Source organism: Aquitalea sp. (assembly GCF_030150775.1).
Lineage (GTDB): Bacteria > Pseudomonadota > Gammaproteobacteria > Burkholderiales > Chromobacteriaceae > Aquitalea > Aquitalea denitrificans.
Genome location: NZ_JASLFG010000034.1, coordinates 1 through 14,738 on the forward strand (window position 1 = coordinate 1; position 14,738 = coordinate 14,738).

A 14,738-nucleotide genomic window follows, 5' to 3' on the forward strand; every position below is an offset into this window, starting at 1 on the left:
TCGGCCAGGGTCATGGGCATGCCCTCCAGCACTTTCTTCAGGGAGCTGATCGATGGGCTGACGCGATTCTGCTCGATCAGCGAGATCGTGCCGTTTGTCACGCCTGCCCGTTTGGCAAGTTCGCGTTGCGAGAGTCCGGCGCGCTCTCTGACCACTCTCAATCGTGCTCCAACATCCATCTGGCGGTTTCCATCTATGTTAATAATTTTAGACGTTCCATCATAGGGTTTTTGATCGTATCCCGCATCTGTTGTTGCGTCGCAAAATCAAATTATTTTGCAAGTTTTCGAGTTTATAGCCAGAATCGACCACAGGAATCAAGTGTGCTGTGGATTTTTTTAAACATCCGCAACAGTATATTTGATCAAACCTTGGCTTGTTGCAAGAACCGTGGCATGCTGTTTCGTGCTGGTATTCTGCACAGCGACGGCGTACTTTCATCTGATCAGTTGTCTCGACCGTTTACATGGTTTCAAGTCTGGCTGGTCAGCTGCGGTAACAGGAAGTGCAATGTGTCGTATGAATGACGCCATGAGCTGTTTCCGTCCTGTCGCAGCCTGCTTTATTGGCAGTGCAGAATGCCGCGAAGTTGCAACTGTCGGAGTTCGCAGCAGCGAATTCCTCAATCGAGTTAACGAGGTCCTTATGCAGCAACCTATCATCGGCATTCCGTGTGATGTGAAACTGGTAAGCGGTCTGCCATTTCACGCGGTTGGCGAGAAATACATTGCAGCTGCCGCAGGTGGCGTGGGTGGTATCCCGGTGCTGATCCCGTCGCTGGGTGATGCTGCGCCGCTGCGCGAATATCTCAAGTTTGTGGACGGTGTGCTGCTGCCTGGCTCGCTGTCCAATGTAGAGCCACATCGTTATGGCGGTGCTGCCAGCCGCCAGGGAACACTTCATGATCCGGCGCGTGATGCAACCACGCTGCCGCTCATCGACCTTCTTCTGCAAGAAGGCATCCCGCTTCTGGGTATTTGCCGCGGTTTCCAGGAAATCAATGTTGCACTGGGCGGCGAACTCTTCCAGCACGTACAGGAAGAAGCAGGCTTTAGCGATCATCGCGAGCCGGATACTCAGAATCTGGATGAGATGTATGGTCTGGCTCATGCCCTGCACCTGCAACCGGACAGCTTGCTCAAAAGCTGGCTGGGGCAGGACGAAGTCAGGGTGAACTCGCTGCACCAGCAAGGTATCAAACGTTTGGCCGACCGCCTGATTGCGGAAGGCGTGGCGGATGATGGGCTGGTGGAGGCTTACCGGGTCAAGGATGCCAAGGGCTTTGCCTATGGCGCGCAGTGGCATCCGGAATGGAAATACTGGGAAAACCCGGTGTCCATGGCCATTTTCAACGCGTTCGGTGACGCTTGCCGCGCGCGCCGTGCCAGCCGCCAGGGCTGAGACGCACGTCATCCAGAGCCGGTTTACCGGCCACTATGGAAGTAGAGGAAAACATGAACCAAATCAATGATTGGCTGCGAGAACATCGCATCACGGAAGTCGAGTGCATCGTACCGGACATGACCGGCGTGGCACGCGGCAAGATTGTTCCCAAGGACAAATTCGTCTCCGACCCGGAAATGCGTCTTCCGGAAGCGGTACTGATCCAGACTGTTACCGGCGACTACCCGGACGACAGCATGCTGGACCTGACTGACCCGGATATGGTGCTGACGCCCGATCCGAACTCCCTGCGTTTTGTGCCCTGGGCTGCGGACCCCACCGCCCAGCTGATTTACGACTGCTACCGCGCTGATGGCTCGCTGGTGGACGTGGCACCGCGTAGCGTGCTCAAGCGCGTGTTGGGCCTGTTTGACGAACTGGGCTTCGAGCCGGTGCTGGCACCGGAAATGGAGTTCTACCTGATGTCGCCGAACCCGGATCCGGACATTCCGCTGTCCGCCCCGATCGGCCGTACCGGTCGCGCCGAATTCGGCCGTCGTTCCTACTCCATCGACGCGGTAAACGAATTCGACCCGCTGTTCGAAGACATCTACGACTACTGTCATGCGCAGAATCTGGAAGTGGACACGCTGATTCACGAAATCGGCACCGCCCAGATGGAAATCAACTTCCTGCACGGTAACCCGCTGGATCTGGCCGACCAGGTCTTCCTGTTCAAGCGTACCGTGCGCGAAGCGGCATTCCGCCACAATATGTACGCCACTTTCATGGCCAAGCCGATGGAAAACGAACCCGGCTCCGCCATGCACATGCACCAGAGCCTGATCGACAAGAACACCGGCAAGAACGTGTTCACCAATGAAGATGGCAGCCCGTCCGATATCTTCTTCCACTTCATTGGCGGCATGCAGCACTACATTCCGGAAGTGATGCCGTTCTTTGCGCCGTACGTGAACTCCTTCCGTCGTCTGAGCCCGTACACCGCAGCACCCACCAATGTGGAGTGGGGCTACGACAACCGTACCGTCGGCCTGCGTGTACCGCATTCTTCGCCGGCCGCCCGTCGCGTGGAAAACCGTGTGCCTGGCGTGGACGTGAACCCGTACATTGCCATGGCTGCCACCCTGGCCTGCGGCTATCTGGGCATCGTCAACAAGATCAAGCCGCGCGAGCCAATGTCCACCGATGCTTACGAGCTGCCTTTCCAGTTCCCGCACGGTGCTGAAGAGTCGCTCAAGCGTCTGGCCGCCTGCCCGGATATTCCGGAAGTGATGGGCCCGCACTTTGTGAAGATGTACCTGGGCATGAAGGAGAAGGAATTCTCCGAATACTTCCGCGTCATCAGCCCGTGGGAGCGCAAGTTCCTGCTGCTGCACGTATAAGAAGAAGCTTCAGGTGAGTGCTGCCAGCGTGCTGGCAGCTGTTGGCCGGGATGCCGGCCAACAATGAAATAGGCAGTCGCAGCAGGCATCTTGATCCTGAGATCCGGCTTGGCCGGGTTTTGTCTGGAAACATCAATGTTGCAGCCTGAGGCTGGCCGATTCCGGCCAGCCCAACAATAAGCCCCCCGAGGGCTGGAGAGATAGTAGAGAGGAAGCTTTTATGCAGAACCAACGTACTACGACCGAATGGCGCGAACTGGATGCAGCACACCATCTGCATCCGTTTACTGACACCAACTCGCTGAACCAGCAGGGTGCGCGTGTCATTACCAAGGCCGATGGCATTTATCTGTACGATTCCGAAGGGAACAAGATTCTCGACGGCATGGCCGGCCTGTGGTGTGTCAATATCGGTTATGGCCGCAAGGATCTGCCGGAAGTTGCCAAGCAGCAGATGGAGCAGCTGGCTTACTACAATACCTTCTTCAAAACCACGCATCCGGCGGTGGTGGAACTGTCCCACCTGCTGGCAGAAGTGGCTCCGGAAGGGTTCAAGCAGGTGTTCTACACCAACTCCGGCTCCGAATCCGTTGACACCATGATCCGCATGGTGCGTCGCTACTGGGATGTAAAGGGCAAGAAGGACAAGAAAACCCTGATCGGCCGCTGGAACGGTTATCACGGCTCCACCATCGGTGGCGCCAGCCTGGGCGGCATGACTTACATGCACGAGCAGGGCGACCTGCCGATTCCGGGCATCGTGCATGTGGAACAGCCGTGGTGGTACAAGCATGGCAAGGACATGACGCCGGAAGAGTTCGGCCTGGCCGCCGCCAAGTGGGTGGAAGACAAGATTCTGGAAGTGGGTGCCGACAAGGTGGCCGCCTTCGTGGGCGAGCCGATTCAGGGCGCCGGTGGCGTGATTGTGCCGCCGTCCACCTACTGGCCGGAAATCCAGCGTATCTGCCAGAAGTACGACATCCTGCTGGTGGCCGATGAAGTCATCTGTGGCTTTGGTCGCACTGGCGAATGGTTTGGTCAGCAGGTATTCGGCTTCAAGCCGGACATCTTCACCACCGCCAAGGGCCTGTCCTCCGGTTATCAGCCGATTGGCGCGGTATTCGTCAATGAAAAGGTTGCCACCACCCTGGCCGAAGGCGGCGATTTCAATCACGGCTTTACCTACTCCGGTCACCCGGTAGCTGCTGCCGTGGCGCACGCCAACGTCAAGGCCCTGCGTGACGAAGGCATTGTCGACCGTGTGAAGAACGACACCGGCCCCTACATGCAAAAACGCTGGCGTGAAGTGTTCGGCCAGTTTGAACATGTGGACGATGTGCGTGGCGTGGGCCTGATTCAGGCATTCACCCTGGTTAAGAACAAAGCCACCCGTGAGCTGTTCCCGAACTTTGGCGAAATCGGCACCATGTGCCGCGATATCTTCTTCAAGAACAACCTGATCATGCGTGCCTGCGGCGACCATATCGTGTCCGCACCGCCGCTGGTGATCAGCAAGGAAGAAATCGACCAGATGCTTGAAACTGCGGCCAAGTGCATGGTGGAATTCGAGAAACAACTGAAAGAGCGCGGCCTGGTTTGATGGGCTGATGGCTGTAAGTAGAACGGGCTGCCCTGCGGGTGGCCCGTTTTTCATGCTGGCAGGCAAATGGCGGACTTGCTTGCAGCCTGGCCTGGCAGCTACAAAAGATAAAGGCGGGCCCGCTGCAAGGGCGGCATGCCATGCTATTATTCGGGCTGTCATTGCCTTGTCAGGGGGTTGCTCCTGCTTGTTCGGAGCCCGCAAGGAAGCATGTGACGTTGATGCCTGATGTCCGTTACAGTCATGGCGGGGATGCCAGAGACTGAATGTCAGTAACGTTCAATCGAGTCGCGATAATCACAATTACAGGATCAAGCTAATGTTTGTCGGAATCGGCTACCTTCTTCTCCTCGGCTGCGTGCTGGGGGGTTTTGTCGCAGCAGGGGGCCATCTGGGGGCGCTGATGCAGCCGCTGGAAGTGGTCATGATTGCCGGTGCGGCAGCTGGCGCCTTTGTGGTCGCCAATGGCGGCGCACCGATGAAGGCCACCATCAAGGCCTTGCCAACGGTATTCAAGGGCTCGCCCTACAACAAGGCCTTCTACATGGAGCTGTTCACCTTGTTGTTTGAAATCCTGTCCAAGGTGCGCAAGGAAGGCTTGATGTCGGTGGAAGCCGATGTGGAAAACCCCGAGTCCAGTCCGGTGTTCTCCAAATACCCGGCGGTATTGCACGATCACCATGTGGTGGAGTTCATCTGCGACTACCTGCGGCTGATGGTGGGCGGCAATCTCAATGCCTTCGAAATTGAAAACCTGATGGATGTGGAAATCGAAACCCATCACCATGAGGGTGAAGTGCCGATCAGCGCGGTAAAAGGCCTGGCCGATGGCTTGCCTGCCTTCGGTATCGTGGCGGCGGTGATGGGGGTGGTACACACCATGGAGTCGGTGGGCGCGCCGCCGTCCGAGCTGGGCATGCTGATTGCCCACGCCCTGGTGGGTACTTTCCTGGGTATTTTGCTGGCCTATGGTTTTGTGGCCCCGCTGGCTACCATTCTGGAACACAAGCTGGGTGATGGCACCCGTGTCTTCCAGACCATCAAGGTTACCCTGCTGGCCAGCCTGAATGGCTATGCGCCGCAAGTTGCGGTGGAGTTTGGTCGCAAGGTGCTGACTTCGACGGATCGTCCTTCCTTCAAGGAACTGGAAGACCACGTCAAGCAGGCCAAGAAATAAGCGAGGCAGGGTTGGAACATGGCTGACGAATCGCAACGCCCCATTATTGTCAAACGCATCAAGAAAGGCGGGCACGGCCACCATGGTGGTGCCTGGAAGATTGCCTATGCCGACTTCGTGACGGCGATGATGGCTTTCTTCTTGCTGATGTGGCTGCTGGGTTCTGCCTCGCAGGGCACGCTGAACGGTATTGCCGAGTATTTCAAGACACCGCTGAAGGTGGCGATGTCTGGTGGTGATGGTGCCGGCGATGCCACCTCGGTAGTGAAGGGCGGTGGTAACGACCTTACCAAAAAGGCAGGGCAGGTCAACAAGAGCAGCAAGGAACAAGAGCGCAAGGTGATGGAAAAGCAGGCTCTGGACAAGCTGCAGCAAAAGATCCAGTCCAGTGTGGAGCAAAGCCAGGTTCTGAAGGATTACAAGAACCAGATGAAGCTGGAAATGACACCGGAAGGCCTGAAAATCCAGATTGTTGACGAGCAGAACCGCCCCATGTTCGACTCAGGCAGCTCGCGCATGTTGCCGCACACTCGGGTGCTGTTGCAGCAACTGGCGCAGCAGCTTAATCAGTTGCCCAACCGTATCAGCATTTCCGGTCATACCGATGCATCGCCTTTTGGAAACGGGCAGAACGGTTACAGCAACTGGGAGCTGTCGGCTGATCGAGCCAATACAGCCCGGCGCGAGCTGGTGGCCGGCGGCCTGCAGGATGACAAGGTGATGCGTGTGGTTGGCGTAGCTGCGGCCAACCCGCTGATCAAGAGCAATGTATTCAGCCCGGAAAACCGCCGTATCACCATCGTGGTGCTGAACAAGGATGCCGAGGAGGCAATCCAGAATGATGGTGTGAAGCCGGTACTCAGCCAGGAGCCGATCGGCCCTATCGGCCCGGCTGAAAACACTGCGGCCAAGGCTGAATAAGCAGGTATGCGCGGGACCCTGCTGCGACATCTGCTGCTCCAGCTACTGGCGGCGCTGCTGGCCTGGTTCTTTATTGCACCAGCGGCGCAGCCACAGGCCTGGGCTATTCTGCAGGGCTTGTTTGCCGTATTGCTGACTTATGTATGGCGCCTGCCAGGCTGGCAAAAAATTTCCCATGGCCTGTTTGTGCCGGCGGTCGTGCTGTTGCAGCAACTGGCTGTGCCGGCATGGGTGTATTTATTCGGCCTGCTACTGACTGTTGCTATGGGACGAAATGCGCTGACAGAACGGGTGCCGCTGTATCGTTCCGGACGCGAGGTAGCCGACAGGCTGGCGGCTTATCTGCCGCAGGGTGCCCGGGTGCTGGAGGCGGGTTGCGGTGATGGACGGCTGGCTATCCAGCTGGCGGCACTGCGCCCGGATTTGCACATACTTGCCCTGGAAAATGCCTGGGGCAGCTGCTTGCTGGCCTGCTTGCGCTGGTATTTTGCTGGTCGTCCGGCAGGGGTGCGGTTTGGCTGTCGCAGTTTCTGGCACGAGCACTGGGGTCAGCATGATGCTGTCTACGCTTTTCTGTCGCCGGCACCCATGCCACGTGTCTGGCACAAGTTTCTGACCGAAGGTGCTCCGGCCAGTGTGCTGGTAAGCAATACCTTCACGGTTCCCGATGTCCAACCTGATAGCCGGATTCCGCTTGGCGGTCCGCTGCAGAAAGAATTGCTGATCTGGTGCCACCCTCATGGATCTTGCTAACTGGTTTCAGTCTATCTCCGAGCGACGCTGGCCGATTCTCCCTGCCACCCTGGAAGGGGTGAGAGATGCCTGCGCGCGTCACAACGACCTGATCAGCTTTACTGATCTGGCCAATCTCTGCTTGTCTGATCCCTTGCTTCTGTTCGACCTGCTACGCGTGGTGGGCGGTTCGCGTGCCTTGCAGCGCAACGAGTCCATTCCTTCGGTCGAGCAGACATTGATGCTGATGGGACTGGAAGCGGTAGTTGGCCGTTTTGGCAAGCTAACAGCCATGCAGCCGCTGCCGGACAAACTGGATGCCGAGGTGGCGGAGGCCGTTGAAGACTGGCTGGGTCGCAGCCGGGTGGCGGCGCTGATCATCAAGGAGTGGCTGTCCATCACGGGTGAGCACAAGGTGGAGGACTGCTTTGTCGCTGCGCTGATCTACAATCTGCCGGCCTGTCTCTACCTGATCTATCGTAACCAGCTGCCGGAAAAGCCCTTGCTGCAGGAGGTTTCCGATCACTTCGGTACGGATTATTCCAAGCTGCTGGAGCAGTTTGTCCGTGCCATTCCCTTGCCTGGCGGTTTGCTTACCTTGCTTGGCAGCGGTGCGCCTTCCAAGCGCAAGCAGCTGCTGAAACTGGCCATGGCCACTGCCAATTCGCTGGAGCAGGGCTGGTGGCGGGCACCGTGGAATGTCGGACTGGATGTGGCAGCGAAATTGATAGGTGCTACCCCGCAGCAGGTGTATCTGGGGGTGGTGCAGGCTTGCCTTACGGTAGCGCGCCAGCCGCGTGCACCCGCCTATACCTATCCGGCCAGAGCCATCCTGTTTATCGAAGGCGAATACAAGCGACCGGAAATGAAGAAGGCCGCAAGCCTGGCTTCGCCGGATCAACTGGAGCAAGGCATACGCGAGTCCATCCGCCACCTGTCCAATGACTTGAAATACGAGCGCGTACTGTACTACCGCTACGACCACGACAGTCATAGCCTGCGGCTGAAGTACCAGGTAGGGCTGGCCGAGGGGCATGCACTGCGCAAGCTGGTGCTGGATCTGGAACCGGGAAGTTTCTTTGCCTTGCTCACCAGCAAAGCACAAAGCTTCCATGCACCGGAAACCGTGCGCAATCAGCTGGTACGCAAGTATGAGGATGACTTTTTCGAACATATCGGGGATAGCGAATTCGCTGTCATGAGCCTTTATCTTGGCCATCGTCTGGCCGGGGTGTTCTATGTGGATAATGGCCGCAGCGGACGGGCCATCGACGACACGAGCTATCACCGTTTCAAGGAACTGGTGGCCAGGCTGACGCCGCACCATTGATGCATGTTGTACACCGTTAAAACCATAAGCTCACCGCATAACGAAGAAATCAAGCAACTGGCACGGCTGGTGCAGAACAGCCGCGAGCGGCGCAAGCAGGGCCTGATGGTGCTGGAAGGGATTCACCTGACCGATGCCTGTCTGGAAACGGCGCAGCCGCCACACCGGCTGTATCTGAATGAAGCAGCCAGCCAGCAGGCAGAAGTGCAAGCCCTGCTGGCAAGGCTGCCGGCAGGTGTCACCGTCATCATGCTGCCAGAGGCCATCATGGCCAAGGTAAGCGCTCTGGCTACCCCACCCGAGCTGTTGGCACTGTGCGAACGCCCCCAGCCACCGTCACCCGCGCCGGATGCAGCACGCGTGGTGCTGGAAGACATCCAGGACCCGGGCAATCTGGGCACCATCCTGCGTTGTGCAGCTGCTTCCGGCGTGCGCGATGTATTGCTATCCAAGGGCTGTGTCGATGTTTACTCCCCCAAGGTGCTGCGTGCGGGCATGGGCGCTCATTTTGTGCTGAACATTCACGAGCAGGTGGATCTGCAAGCCGCATTGGCTGCTTTTGCTGGCCGCACTCTGGTGACCTATCTGGAAGGCAGCAGCTCGCTTTACAGTCAGGATCTCACCGGCCCGGTGGCACTGGTATTCGGTAACGAAGGAGCGGGTGTTAGCCAGGGTTTGCTGGCCTTGGCAGATGCCAGGGTGCGTATTCCCATGCCCGGGCATGCCGAATCGCTGAACGTGGCGATGGCGGCAACTGTCTGCCTGTTCGAACGGGTGAGACAGCTGGAGGTGCAGTCGCAATGCTGAGATGCCGGCTACTACTGGGCTGGCTGGCCGGTGTATTTGCGCTATCTGCTTGCGCAGCCGGGATACAGTCGGTGGCGGTGGATATCGGTCATTCCCTGCAGGCCTCCGGTGCGCGCAGCGCCAGCGGCCAGACCGAGTTCAGTTTCAATCGCCGTGCCGGCCTGCTGCTGGCAGAGCAGCTGCGTGAGCGTGGCCTGGAGGTGAGCGTGATCGGGGCTGAGGGCAATATTACGCAATTAAGCGAGCGCACCCGACTGGCACAAGGCCGCCAGCTCTTGCTGTCGGTGCACCATGACTCGGTACAGCCGCAATACCTGGGGGAAGCAGGGCGTTTCCATGGCTATTCACTATTTGTTTCCCGCAAAAATCCGTTTGCTGAGCTCAGCCTGGCTTGTGCCAGGCAGATTGCCTTGTCCTTGCAGGAAAGCGGTGAGCGTCCCACCCTGCATCACGCCGAGCCGATTGCCGGTGAAAACCGCCCGCTGGCCGATGCTGCGCTGGGAATTTACTGGTTTGACGATCTGGTGGTGCTGAAGACCGCCACCCAGCCCGCGGTGCTGATTGAGCACGGGGTCATCGTGAATGCGGCAGAAGAGCAAAGGTTGGCACGGCCCGCCGTCACGGTAATGCTGGCGCGTGCCATTGCCGCCGGTGCCGCCCGTTGTCAGGTAGCAGGCCAGCTGCCACCACCCTGAGGTGAGCTGGGTAGTGGCAAGCCGGGTTTATTGCAGCTTGCTGTTCATGCAGCCAGCGCTTTTGCATTCGCGCTTGCGGTCGTTGATGAACTGCAGGCGGTCGATGGTCGTGCGGGTGGCACAGTCCAGATTGACAAAAAAGCCGCGGTTGTCGCTGTAGCTGCAGTCGGCATTGCGCTGACGAATCCAGCCCAGCTGGCCGCTTTTAAGCAGTTTCTTGCCATCGGCGTCCAGCATTTTCGCCAGTTCACCATAGCTCTCGTTCAGGTCCTTGTCTGCCTGGCTATATACCTTGTTCAGGCAGTACAGGCCGTCAAAGTCGTTTTTCGGTTTGTCGCAGGCGGAGTTGGCCAGTGCGCTGGTACTCAGGGCCAGCAGAATCAGGCTCAGACAGATTTTCATTACGATTCTCCATGAGTGGGGCCGGCGCATTCTAGCACGTTGGCATCATGATTCCTGCTGTGTTTGCAGCTGCTGACGCACGTTGCGGATGGCTTCCGTACGAGCGACATCTACCTGAACCGGGATCTGGCGTGGGTCGGTGCAGCTTTTGGCAATGGCTCCGGCATCTACCTGCATGGCTGCTTGCAGCATTTGCTCCATCCATGCCACCTGCGGGTAGGCACAGTCTTCAAAATGCAGCCGGCCACGCGCATCGGCCAGAACGGCTGACAGCATCTGGCGAAAGCGCTCCGGGCGACGTAGCGCATCACAGTCGCGGAACAGGCGCAGGATGGTGGCCGGTTTCATCTGGGCGGTACCGTGGATCTTGGTATGGTTAAGCACGGTGATGCGTGCCAGATCGCGGCATTCTGCCGGCACCCGCAAGCGTTTGCACAGTGCCAGCAATGGTTTTTCGCCGCGGGCTTCATGGCCGATATGGCGCGGCAGCACAACTGCTGGTGTCAGTGCCTTGCCCAGATCGTGGGTGAGTGCGGCAAAGCGGACTGGTAACGGCTGTTGCATGCTGGCTGCCATGTCGATGACGCGCATCACATGATCGCCGGTGTCGATTTCCGGATGGTAGTCGGCACGTTGCGGCACGCCGAACAGGGCGTCGATCTCCGGCAGGATGCGCTGCAAGGCAGTGCATTCGCGTAGTACCAGAAAGAAACGCGATGGCTTGTCTTCCATCAGTGCCTTGGCCATTTCCTGCCATACGCGTTCGGCCACCAGTGCGTCAACTTCGCCAGCAGCCACCATGTCGCGCATCAGCTGCATGGTTTCGGGGGCAACGCTGAAGCCGAAGCGTGCAGCAAAGCGGGCCAGCCGCAGAATGCGTACCGGATCCTCGGCAAAGGACGGGCTGACATGGCGCAATACGCCAGCGCGCAGGTCTTGCTGGCCGTTGTAGGGGTCGATCAGGCGGCCTTGATCATCCTGGGCAATGGCATTGATGGTGAGATCACGACGGGCCAGGTCCTGTTCCAGCGTCACACTTTCGTCAGCATGAAAGGCAAAGCCGTGATAGCCCTTGCCGGTTTTGCGCTCGGTACGGGCCAAGGCGTATTCTTCGTGGCTGCGCGGATGCAGGAAAACCGGAAAGTCCTTGCCTACCGGCTTGAAACCCTGCTGCAGCATGCTCTGCACGCTGGCTCCCACCACCACCCAGTCTCTGTCTTTCACCGGCAGGCCCAGCAAGCGGTCACGCACGGCACCACCAACAATGTAAATCTGCATCAGCGTGCTGCGTCCCTGCGGTAATCGGCCAGGATGAGATTGACTTCATCCCGGCCCAGATATTGAGGTGCCACCACTTCCAGCGGTGTGGGTGCAAAGCCCAGCAGCTGGCTGGGGAAGGGGTGCGGGCTGACATTGTCCACGCTCAGCGAGCGCACATTGTCACGGCTCATCAGCGTGGGCCCTGGTAATAACTCCATCAGCCCGGCTTGCAACATGGCCAGCCCGGAGGGCAGGGGGACGATGGGGCGCTTTGTGCCGCGCAGGCGCCCCACATAAGTCACCAGTTCGGCCAGGCTGTAGCTGCGTGGTCCGGTCAGGTCCAGGCTTTGCCCAACGGTGTGGGGCTGGCCCAGGCAGGCGACGACTGCACGGGCCAGATCATCCGCCCATATCGGGGCAAAGCGGGTGTGAGCGCCGGCCAGCGGCAGCAGCGGCAGTTTGTCCAGCAAGCCGGCAAACAGGGTAAGAAAACTGTCGCCGCGCCCAAACACCACCGACGGGCGCAGGATGGTCCAGTCCAGTCCGCTGTCGCGCAAGTGCTGTTCGGCGATGCCCTTGGTCTGCTGGTAGTCGCTGGGGCCGTGCGGGTCCGCTCCCAGCGCGCTGATGTGCACGAGACGGCGGATGCCCTGTTTGCGGCAACTGTTGATGATCTTGTCCAGCAGCTCCACATGCGCCCGCTCGAAGTCCTTGCGGGCACCATGCAGAATGCCGACCATGCTGACCACAGCATCATGTCCGGCCAGCAGCTCCTGCAGTGCCAGCGGGTGATGGACATTGGTGGAAACCAGCTCGGTCTTGGGCAGTACGATAAGCGATGCCTTGTGACGGTCGCGGTTGCGGGTGGCAATGGTGAGCGAGGCTTCCTGTTTTGCCAGGTGCTCGGCGATATAGCTACCGATGAAGCCACTGCCACCAATCAGACAAATGCGTTGGTCATGCATTGCTTTCTCCTGTCCTGCCAAGCGGTCTAACGAGCCGGAATGGTGCCCATGCGGGTTTTCAGTGAAATATTGTCGTGTCCAAAGGTGCTGGCATAGTAGGCAGCATTGGCCATGACTTTCTGAACATAGTCGCGCGTTTCGCTAAATGGAATGGTCTCGGCATAAATGGTGCCATCCAGCGGGCGGCTATCCTGCCAGGCACGGGCGCGGCCAGGGCCTGCATTGTAGGCGGCGGTTGCCATGACCTCATTGCCGGACAGGCTGTCGCGTACATAGCGCAGATACCAGGTGCCCAGCTGGACATTGGTTTCGATATCGGTGACGGAATAACTGCCCAGGCCCATTTTCTTGGCCACCCACTTGGCGGTGGCCGGCATCAGCTGCATCAGTCCGGAGGCTCCAACACCGGAGCGGGCCGCAGTAATGAAGCGGCTTTCCTGACGTATCAGGCCATAGACCCAGGCATCGTCCACATTCAACTGGCGGGCGTAGCGCTGGGTGACATCCCGGTAGGGGGTCAGATAGCGCAATGAATAATCATGGTCTTCCTTGGTGCGCTCGGCGCTGTAGATGGCCATGTCGTAGAAGGCTTCACGACGGCCTATTTCGGCGGCGGCCAGCAGCTCCATGTCATTGCGGCCACGCATGGCCCAGCGCCATTCGCGCTGCGCATCGCTGCGCAGTTCGCCCCGGCCTTCGCTATTGCTGATGTCGAGTAGCATCAAGGCGCGCTGGATAGCCGGATTGCCACGCATGGCACTGATGTCTGCTGCGGTTGGGCCTGTCTTGCTGGCCGGCGTGGACAGGGCATTGCCCAGCTCTTCCAGCGACAGCAGGGCGTAGTAGTGGTGGCCGACGCTGGCGCGGGCAAACAGGGCAGGTGCTTCATTGCCCCGGCCCAGCTGCTTCAGGCTGCGGGCACGCCAGTATTGCCAGGCAGGCTTGCTGGCGACTGCCGCCGGCATGTTGCGGGTGACTTGTTCCAGCAGCGCCCATTGCTCGCCGCGCAGTGCGGCACGGGCCCACCATTCCCACTGTTCACCTGTCAGCTGCTGAGGGTCGGACTTTGTATACCATTGCAGCGCCTGGGACATCGATTGCTTGCGGGCCGACAGCAGGGCCAGCTGGCCCCAGGCAAAACCGCTGCGCTCCTTGCTGAGCGATTCTTCCACAGTGCTCAGGCGGCTGGCTGCGCCACTGATGTCATTTTTTGCCTTGCTGACAATACCGTAGACAATCGCTTCCTGACCGCCCGGGCTGCCGGCGTTTGCCGCTGCCGGATTGTTCAGAGCGGCATTGTCCAGTGGCAGATTGGTGGCATCAGCCAGCTGGCGTGCCTGGGAGACGAAGTTGCCGGCCAGCAGCAGGCGTTCACGCCGCCACAGCCAGTCCTGAGTCAGCAAGCCCTGGGCTGCTGCTGCCGTAATCAGCTGATTACAGCCGTCCGGTGTGGCACGCATCTCCAGAAAACGGTTGAGGTCATCCGGTTTACGGCCCTGGCGAACATCCAGCAACTGACCATAGCAGATGGATTCCTCATCCCTCGCTTCTACGGGCAGCTTTTTCCATTCGGCGGTAAAACTGCCCCAGTCTTCGCGCTTGCCCAGCTTCTTCAGCCATTCGTTGCGAATCTTCTCCGGCATCCAGCCTTCACGCACGCTGTTGAGAAAGCCGATGACCTGGCTGTCGTTGTCCTTGTCCAGTGCTTTCAGGGTCAGCCAGTAGGACGGGTAGTCACGCAGCGCATAGTTGGCGGGCATGCTGCCGGCAATGGCTGCCAACTTGCTCAGATTGTTGCTGCGGTAGGCGTCACGCGCAGCGATGAGGTCGTCGTTGTTACCTGCCAGTGCGGGCAGGCTGCTTGCAACAGTTAGGGCCAGGGTCAGGGTTCGAATGGTACTGAACAAACGGGTCATGTAAACAGATTCTCTTGAAGTCGGCCATGCTCTGCCCCGGCCTGTTGCAGGCGGCAGGGTGACAGTCGTGGGTGGGGGAGCGACCAGCTGATTATACCTGCATGCGCTTGCGAGGTGGCTGTCCGGGTCCTGAAAGCCCTCATTATG

14 protein-coding genes are annotated in these 14,738 nt (G+C 58.9%); 9 read left to right on the forward strand and 5 right to left on the reverse strand.

The genetic code is table 11. From position 1 onward, the window contains the following. Positions 1-179 (reverse strand): helix-turn-helix domain-containing protein (locus tag QVF59_RS10905; RefSeq protein WP_287880143.1); only part of this gene is annotated, 179 nt, incomplete at its 3' end. A gap of 466 nt (positions 180-645) precedes the next feature. On the opposite strand from QVF59_RS10905, the gene QVF59_RS10910 reads away from it, so the two are divergent. From QVF59_RS10910 to QVF59_RS10950, 9 genes are all read left to right on the forward strand, one after another. Beyond that, positions 646-1,401 (forward strand): gamma-glutamyl-gamma-aminobutyrate hydrolase family protein, encoded by a 756-nt coding sequence (locus tag QVF59_RS10910; protein ID WP_159877962.1) that lies wholly within the window; start codon positions 646-648, stop codon positions 1,399-1,401. 53 nt (positions 1,402-1,454) lie between these two features. Then, entirely contained in the window at positions 1,455-2,786 is a 1,332-nt protein-coding gene (locus QVF59_RS10915; RefSeq protein ID WP_159877960.1) for a glutamine synthetase family protein, read from the forward strand. Positions 2,787-3,006: 220 nt separating this feature from the next. Next, complete coding sequence (locus QVF59_RS10920; RefSeq protein WP_159877958.1) at positions 3,007-4,386, forward strand: aspartate aminotransferase family protein; 1,380 nt, start codon at positions 3,007-3,009, stop codon at positions 4,384-4,386. Positions 4,387-4,705: 319 nt separating this feature from the next. Then, positions 4,706-5,563, forward strand: a complete 858-nt coding sequence (gene motA / locus QVF59_RS10925) for a flagellar motor stator protein MotA (protein WP_124643389.1) — start codon at positions 4,706-4,708, stop codon at positions 5,561-5,563. Between the two features lie 18 nt (positions 5,564-5,581). Beyond that, entirely contained in the window at positions 5,582-6,484 is a 903-nt protein-coding gene (gene motB, locus QVF59_RS10930) for a flagellar motor protein MotB (RefSeq protein ID WP_159877954.1), read from the forward strand. Positions 6,485-6,490: 6 nt separating this feature from the next. Next, a complete protein-coding gene (locus QVF59_RS10935; RefSeq protein WP_159877952.1) occupies positions 6,491-7,237 on the forward strand; it encodes a class I SAM-dependent methyltransferase in 747 nt (248 codons plus the stop codon). Next, complete coding sequence (locus QVF59_RS10940; RefSeq protein WP_159877950.1) at positions 7,224-8,546, forward strand: HDOD domain-containing protein; 1,323 nt, start codon at positions 7,224-7,226, stop codon at positions 8,544-8,546. Before QVF59_RS10935 ends, QVF59_RS10940 begins: the two co-directional genes overlap by 14 nt. A gap of 3 nt (positions 8,547-8,549) precedes the next feature. After that, positions 8,550-9,353 (forward strand): TrmH family RNA methyltransferase, encoded by an 804-nt coding sequence (locus QVF59_RS10945; protein ID WP_159877948.1) that lies wholly within the window; start codon positions 8,550-8,552, stop codon positions 9,351-9,353. Then, complete coding sequence (locus tag QVF59_RS10950; RefSeq protein WP_287879759.1) at positions 9,347-10,048, forward strand: N-acetylmuramoyl-L-alanine amidase; 702 nt, start codon at positions 9,347-9,349, stop codon at positions 10,046-10,048. Before QVF59_RS10945 ends, QVF59_RS10950 begins: the two co-directional genes overlap by 7 nt. Positions 10,049-10,075: 27 nt before the next feature. On the opposite strand, the gene QVF59_RS10955 is transcribed toward QVF59_RS10950, so the two are convergent. The 4 genes from QVF59_RS10955 to QVF59_RS10970 are packed head-to-tail and all read right to left on the reverse strand — an operon-like array spanning position 10,076 to position 14,591. Then, positions 10,076-10,450: a lysozyme inhibitor LprI family protein gene (locus tag QVF59_RS10955; RefSeq protein ID WP_159877944.1), complete on the reverse strand. Its 375-nt coding sequence runs from the start codon at positions 10,448-10,450 to the stop codon at positions 10,076-10,078. A gap of 45 nt (positions 10,451-10,495) precedes the next feature. Next, positions 10,496-11,728, reverse strand: coding sequence for a multifunctional CCA addition/repair protein (locus tag QVF59_RS10960; RefSeq protein WP_287879761.1), 1,233 nt, complete (start codon positions 11,726-11,728; stop codon positions 10,496-10,498). Beyond that, positions 11,728-12,675: a complex I NDUFA9 subunit family protein gene (locus tag QVF59_RS10965; RefSeq protein WP_287879764.1), complete on the reverse strand. Its 948-nt coding sequence runs from the start codon at positions 12,673-12,675 to the stop codon at positions 11,728-11,730. Before QVF59_RS10965 ends, QVF59_RS10960 begins: the two co-directional genes overlap by 1 nt. 26 nt (positions 12,676-12,701) lie before the next feature. Next, entirely contained in the window at positions 12,702-14,591 is a 1,890-nt protein-coding gene (locus QVF59_RS10970; RefSeq protein ID WP_287879766.1) for a lytic transglycosylase domain-containing protein, read from the reverse strand. Between the last annotated feature and the right edge of the window lie 147 nt (positions 14,592-14,738).

What these genes read in the sequence shown, in the direction of transcription:
- QVF59_RS10935 (WP_159877952.1), top strand. Translation starts at nt 6,491, where the DNA reads ATGCGCGGGACCCTGCTGCGACATCTGCTGCTCCAGCTACTGGCGGCG.
- QVF59_RS10950 (WP_287879759.1), top strand. Translation starts at nt 9,347, where the DNA reads ATGCTGAGATGCCGGCTACTACTGGGCTGGCTGGCCGGTGTATTTGCG.
- QVF59_RS10915 (WP_159877960.1), top strand. Translation starts at nt 1,455, where the DNA reads ATGAACCAAATCAATGATTGGCTGCGAGAACATCGCATCACGGAAGTC.
- QVF59_RS10945 (WP_159877948.1), top strand. Translation starts at nt 8,550, where the DNA reads ATGTTGTACACCGTTAAAACCATAAGCTCACCGCATAACGAAGAAATC.
- motB (WP_159877954.1), top strand. Translation starts at nt 5,582, where the DNA reads ATGGCTGACGAATCGCAACGCCCCATTATTGTCAAACGCATCAAGAAA.
- QVF59_RS10940 (WP_159877950.1), top strand. Translation starts at nt 7,224, where the DNA reads ATGGATCTTGCTAACTGGTTTCAGTCTATCTCCGAGCGACGCTGGCCG.
- QVF59_RS10920 (WP_159877958.1), top strand. Translation starts at nt 3,007, where the DNA reads ATGCAGAACCAACGTACTACGACCGAATGGCGCGAACTGGATGCAGCA.
- QVF59_RS10965 (WP_287879764.1), bottom strand. Translation starts at nt 12,675, where the DNA reads ATGCATGACCAACGCATTTGTCTGATTGGTGGCAGTGGCTTCATCGGT.
- QVF59_RS10910 (WP_159877962.1), top strand. Translation starts at nt 646, where the DNA reads ATGCAGCAACCTATCATCGGCATTCCGTGTGATGTGAAACTGGTAAGC.
- motA (WP_124643389.1), top strand. Translation starts at nt 4,706, where the DNA reads ATGTTTGTCGGAATCGGCTACCTTCTTCTCCTCGGCTGCGTGCTGGGG.
- QVF59_RS10970 (WP_287879766.1), bottom strand. Translation starts at nt 14,591, where the DNA reads ATGACCCGTTTGTTCAGTACCATTCGAACCCTGACCCTGGCCCTAACT.
- QVF59_RS10955 (WP_159877944.1), bottom strand. Translation starts at nt 10,450, where the DNA reads ATGAAAATCTGTCTGAGCCTGATTCTGCTGGCCCTGAGTACCAGCGCA.
- QVF59_RS10960 (WP_287879761.1), bottom strand. Translation starts at nt 11,728, where the DNA reads ATGCAGATTTACATTGTTGGTGGTGCCGTGCGTGACCGCTTGCTGGGC.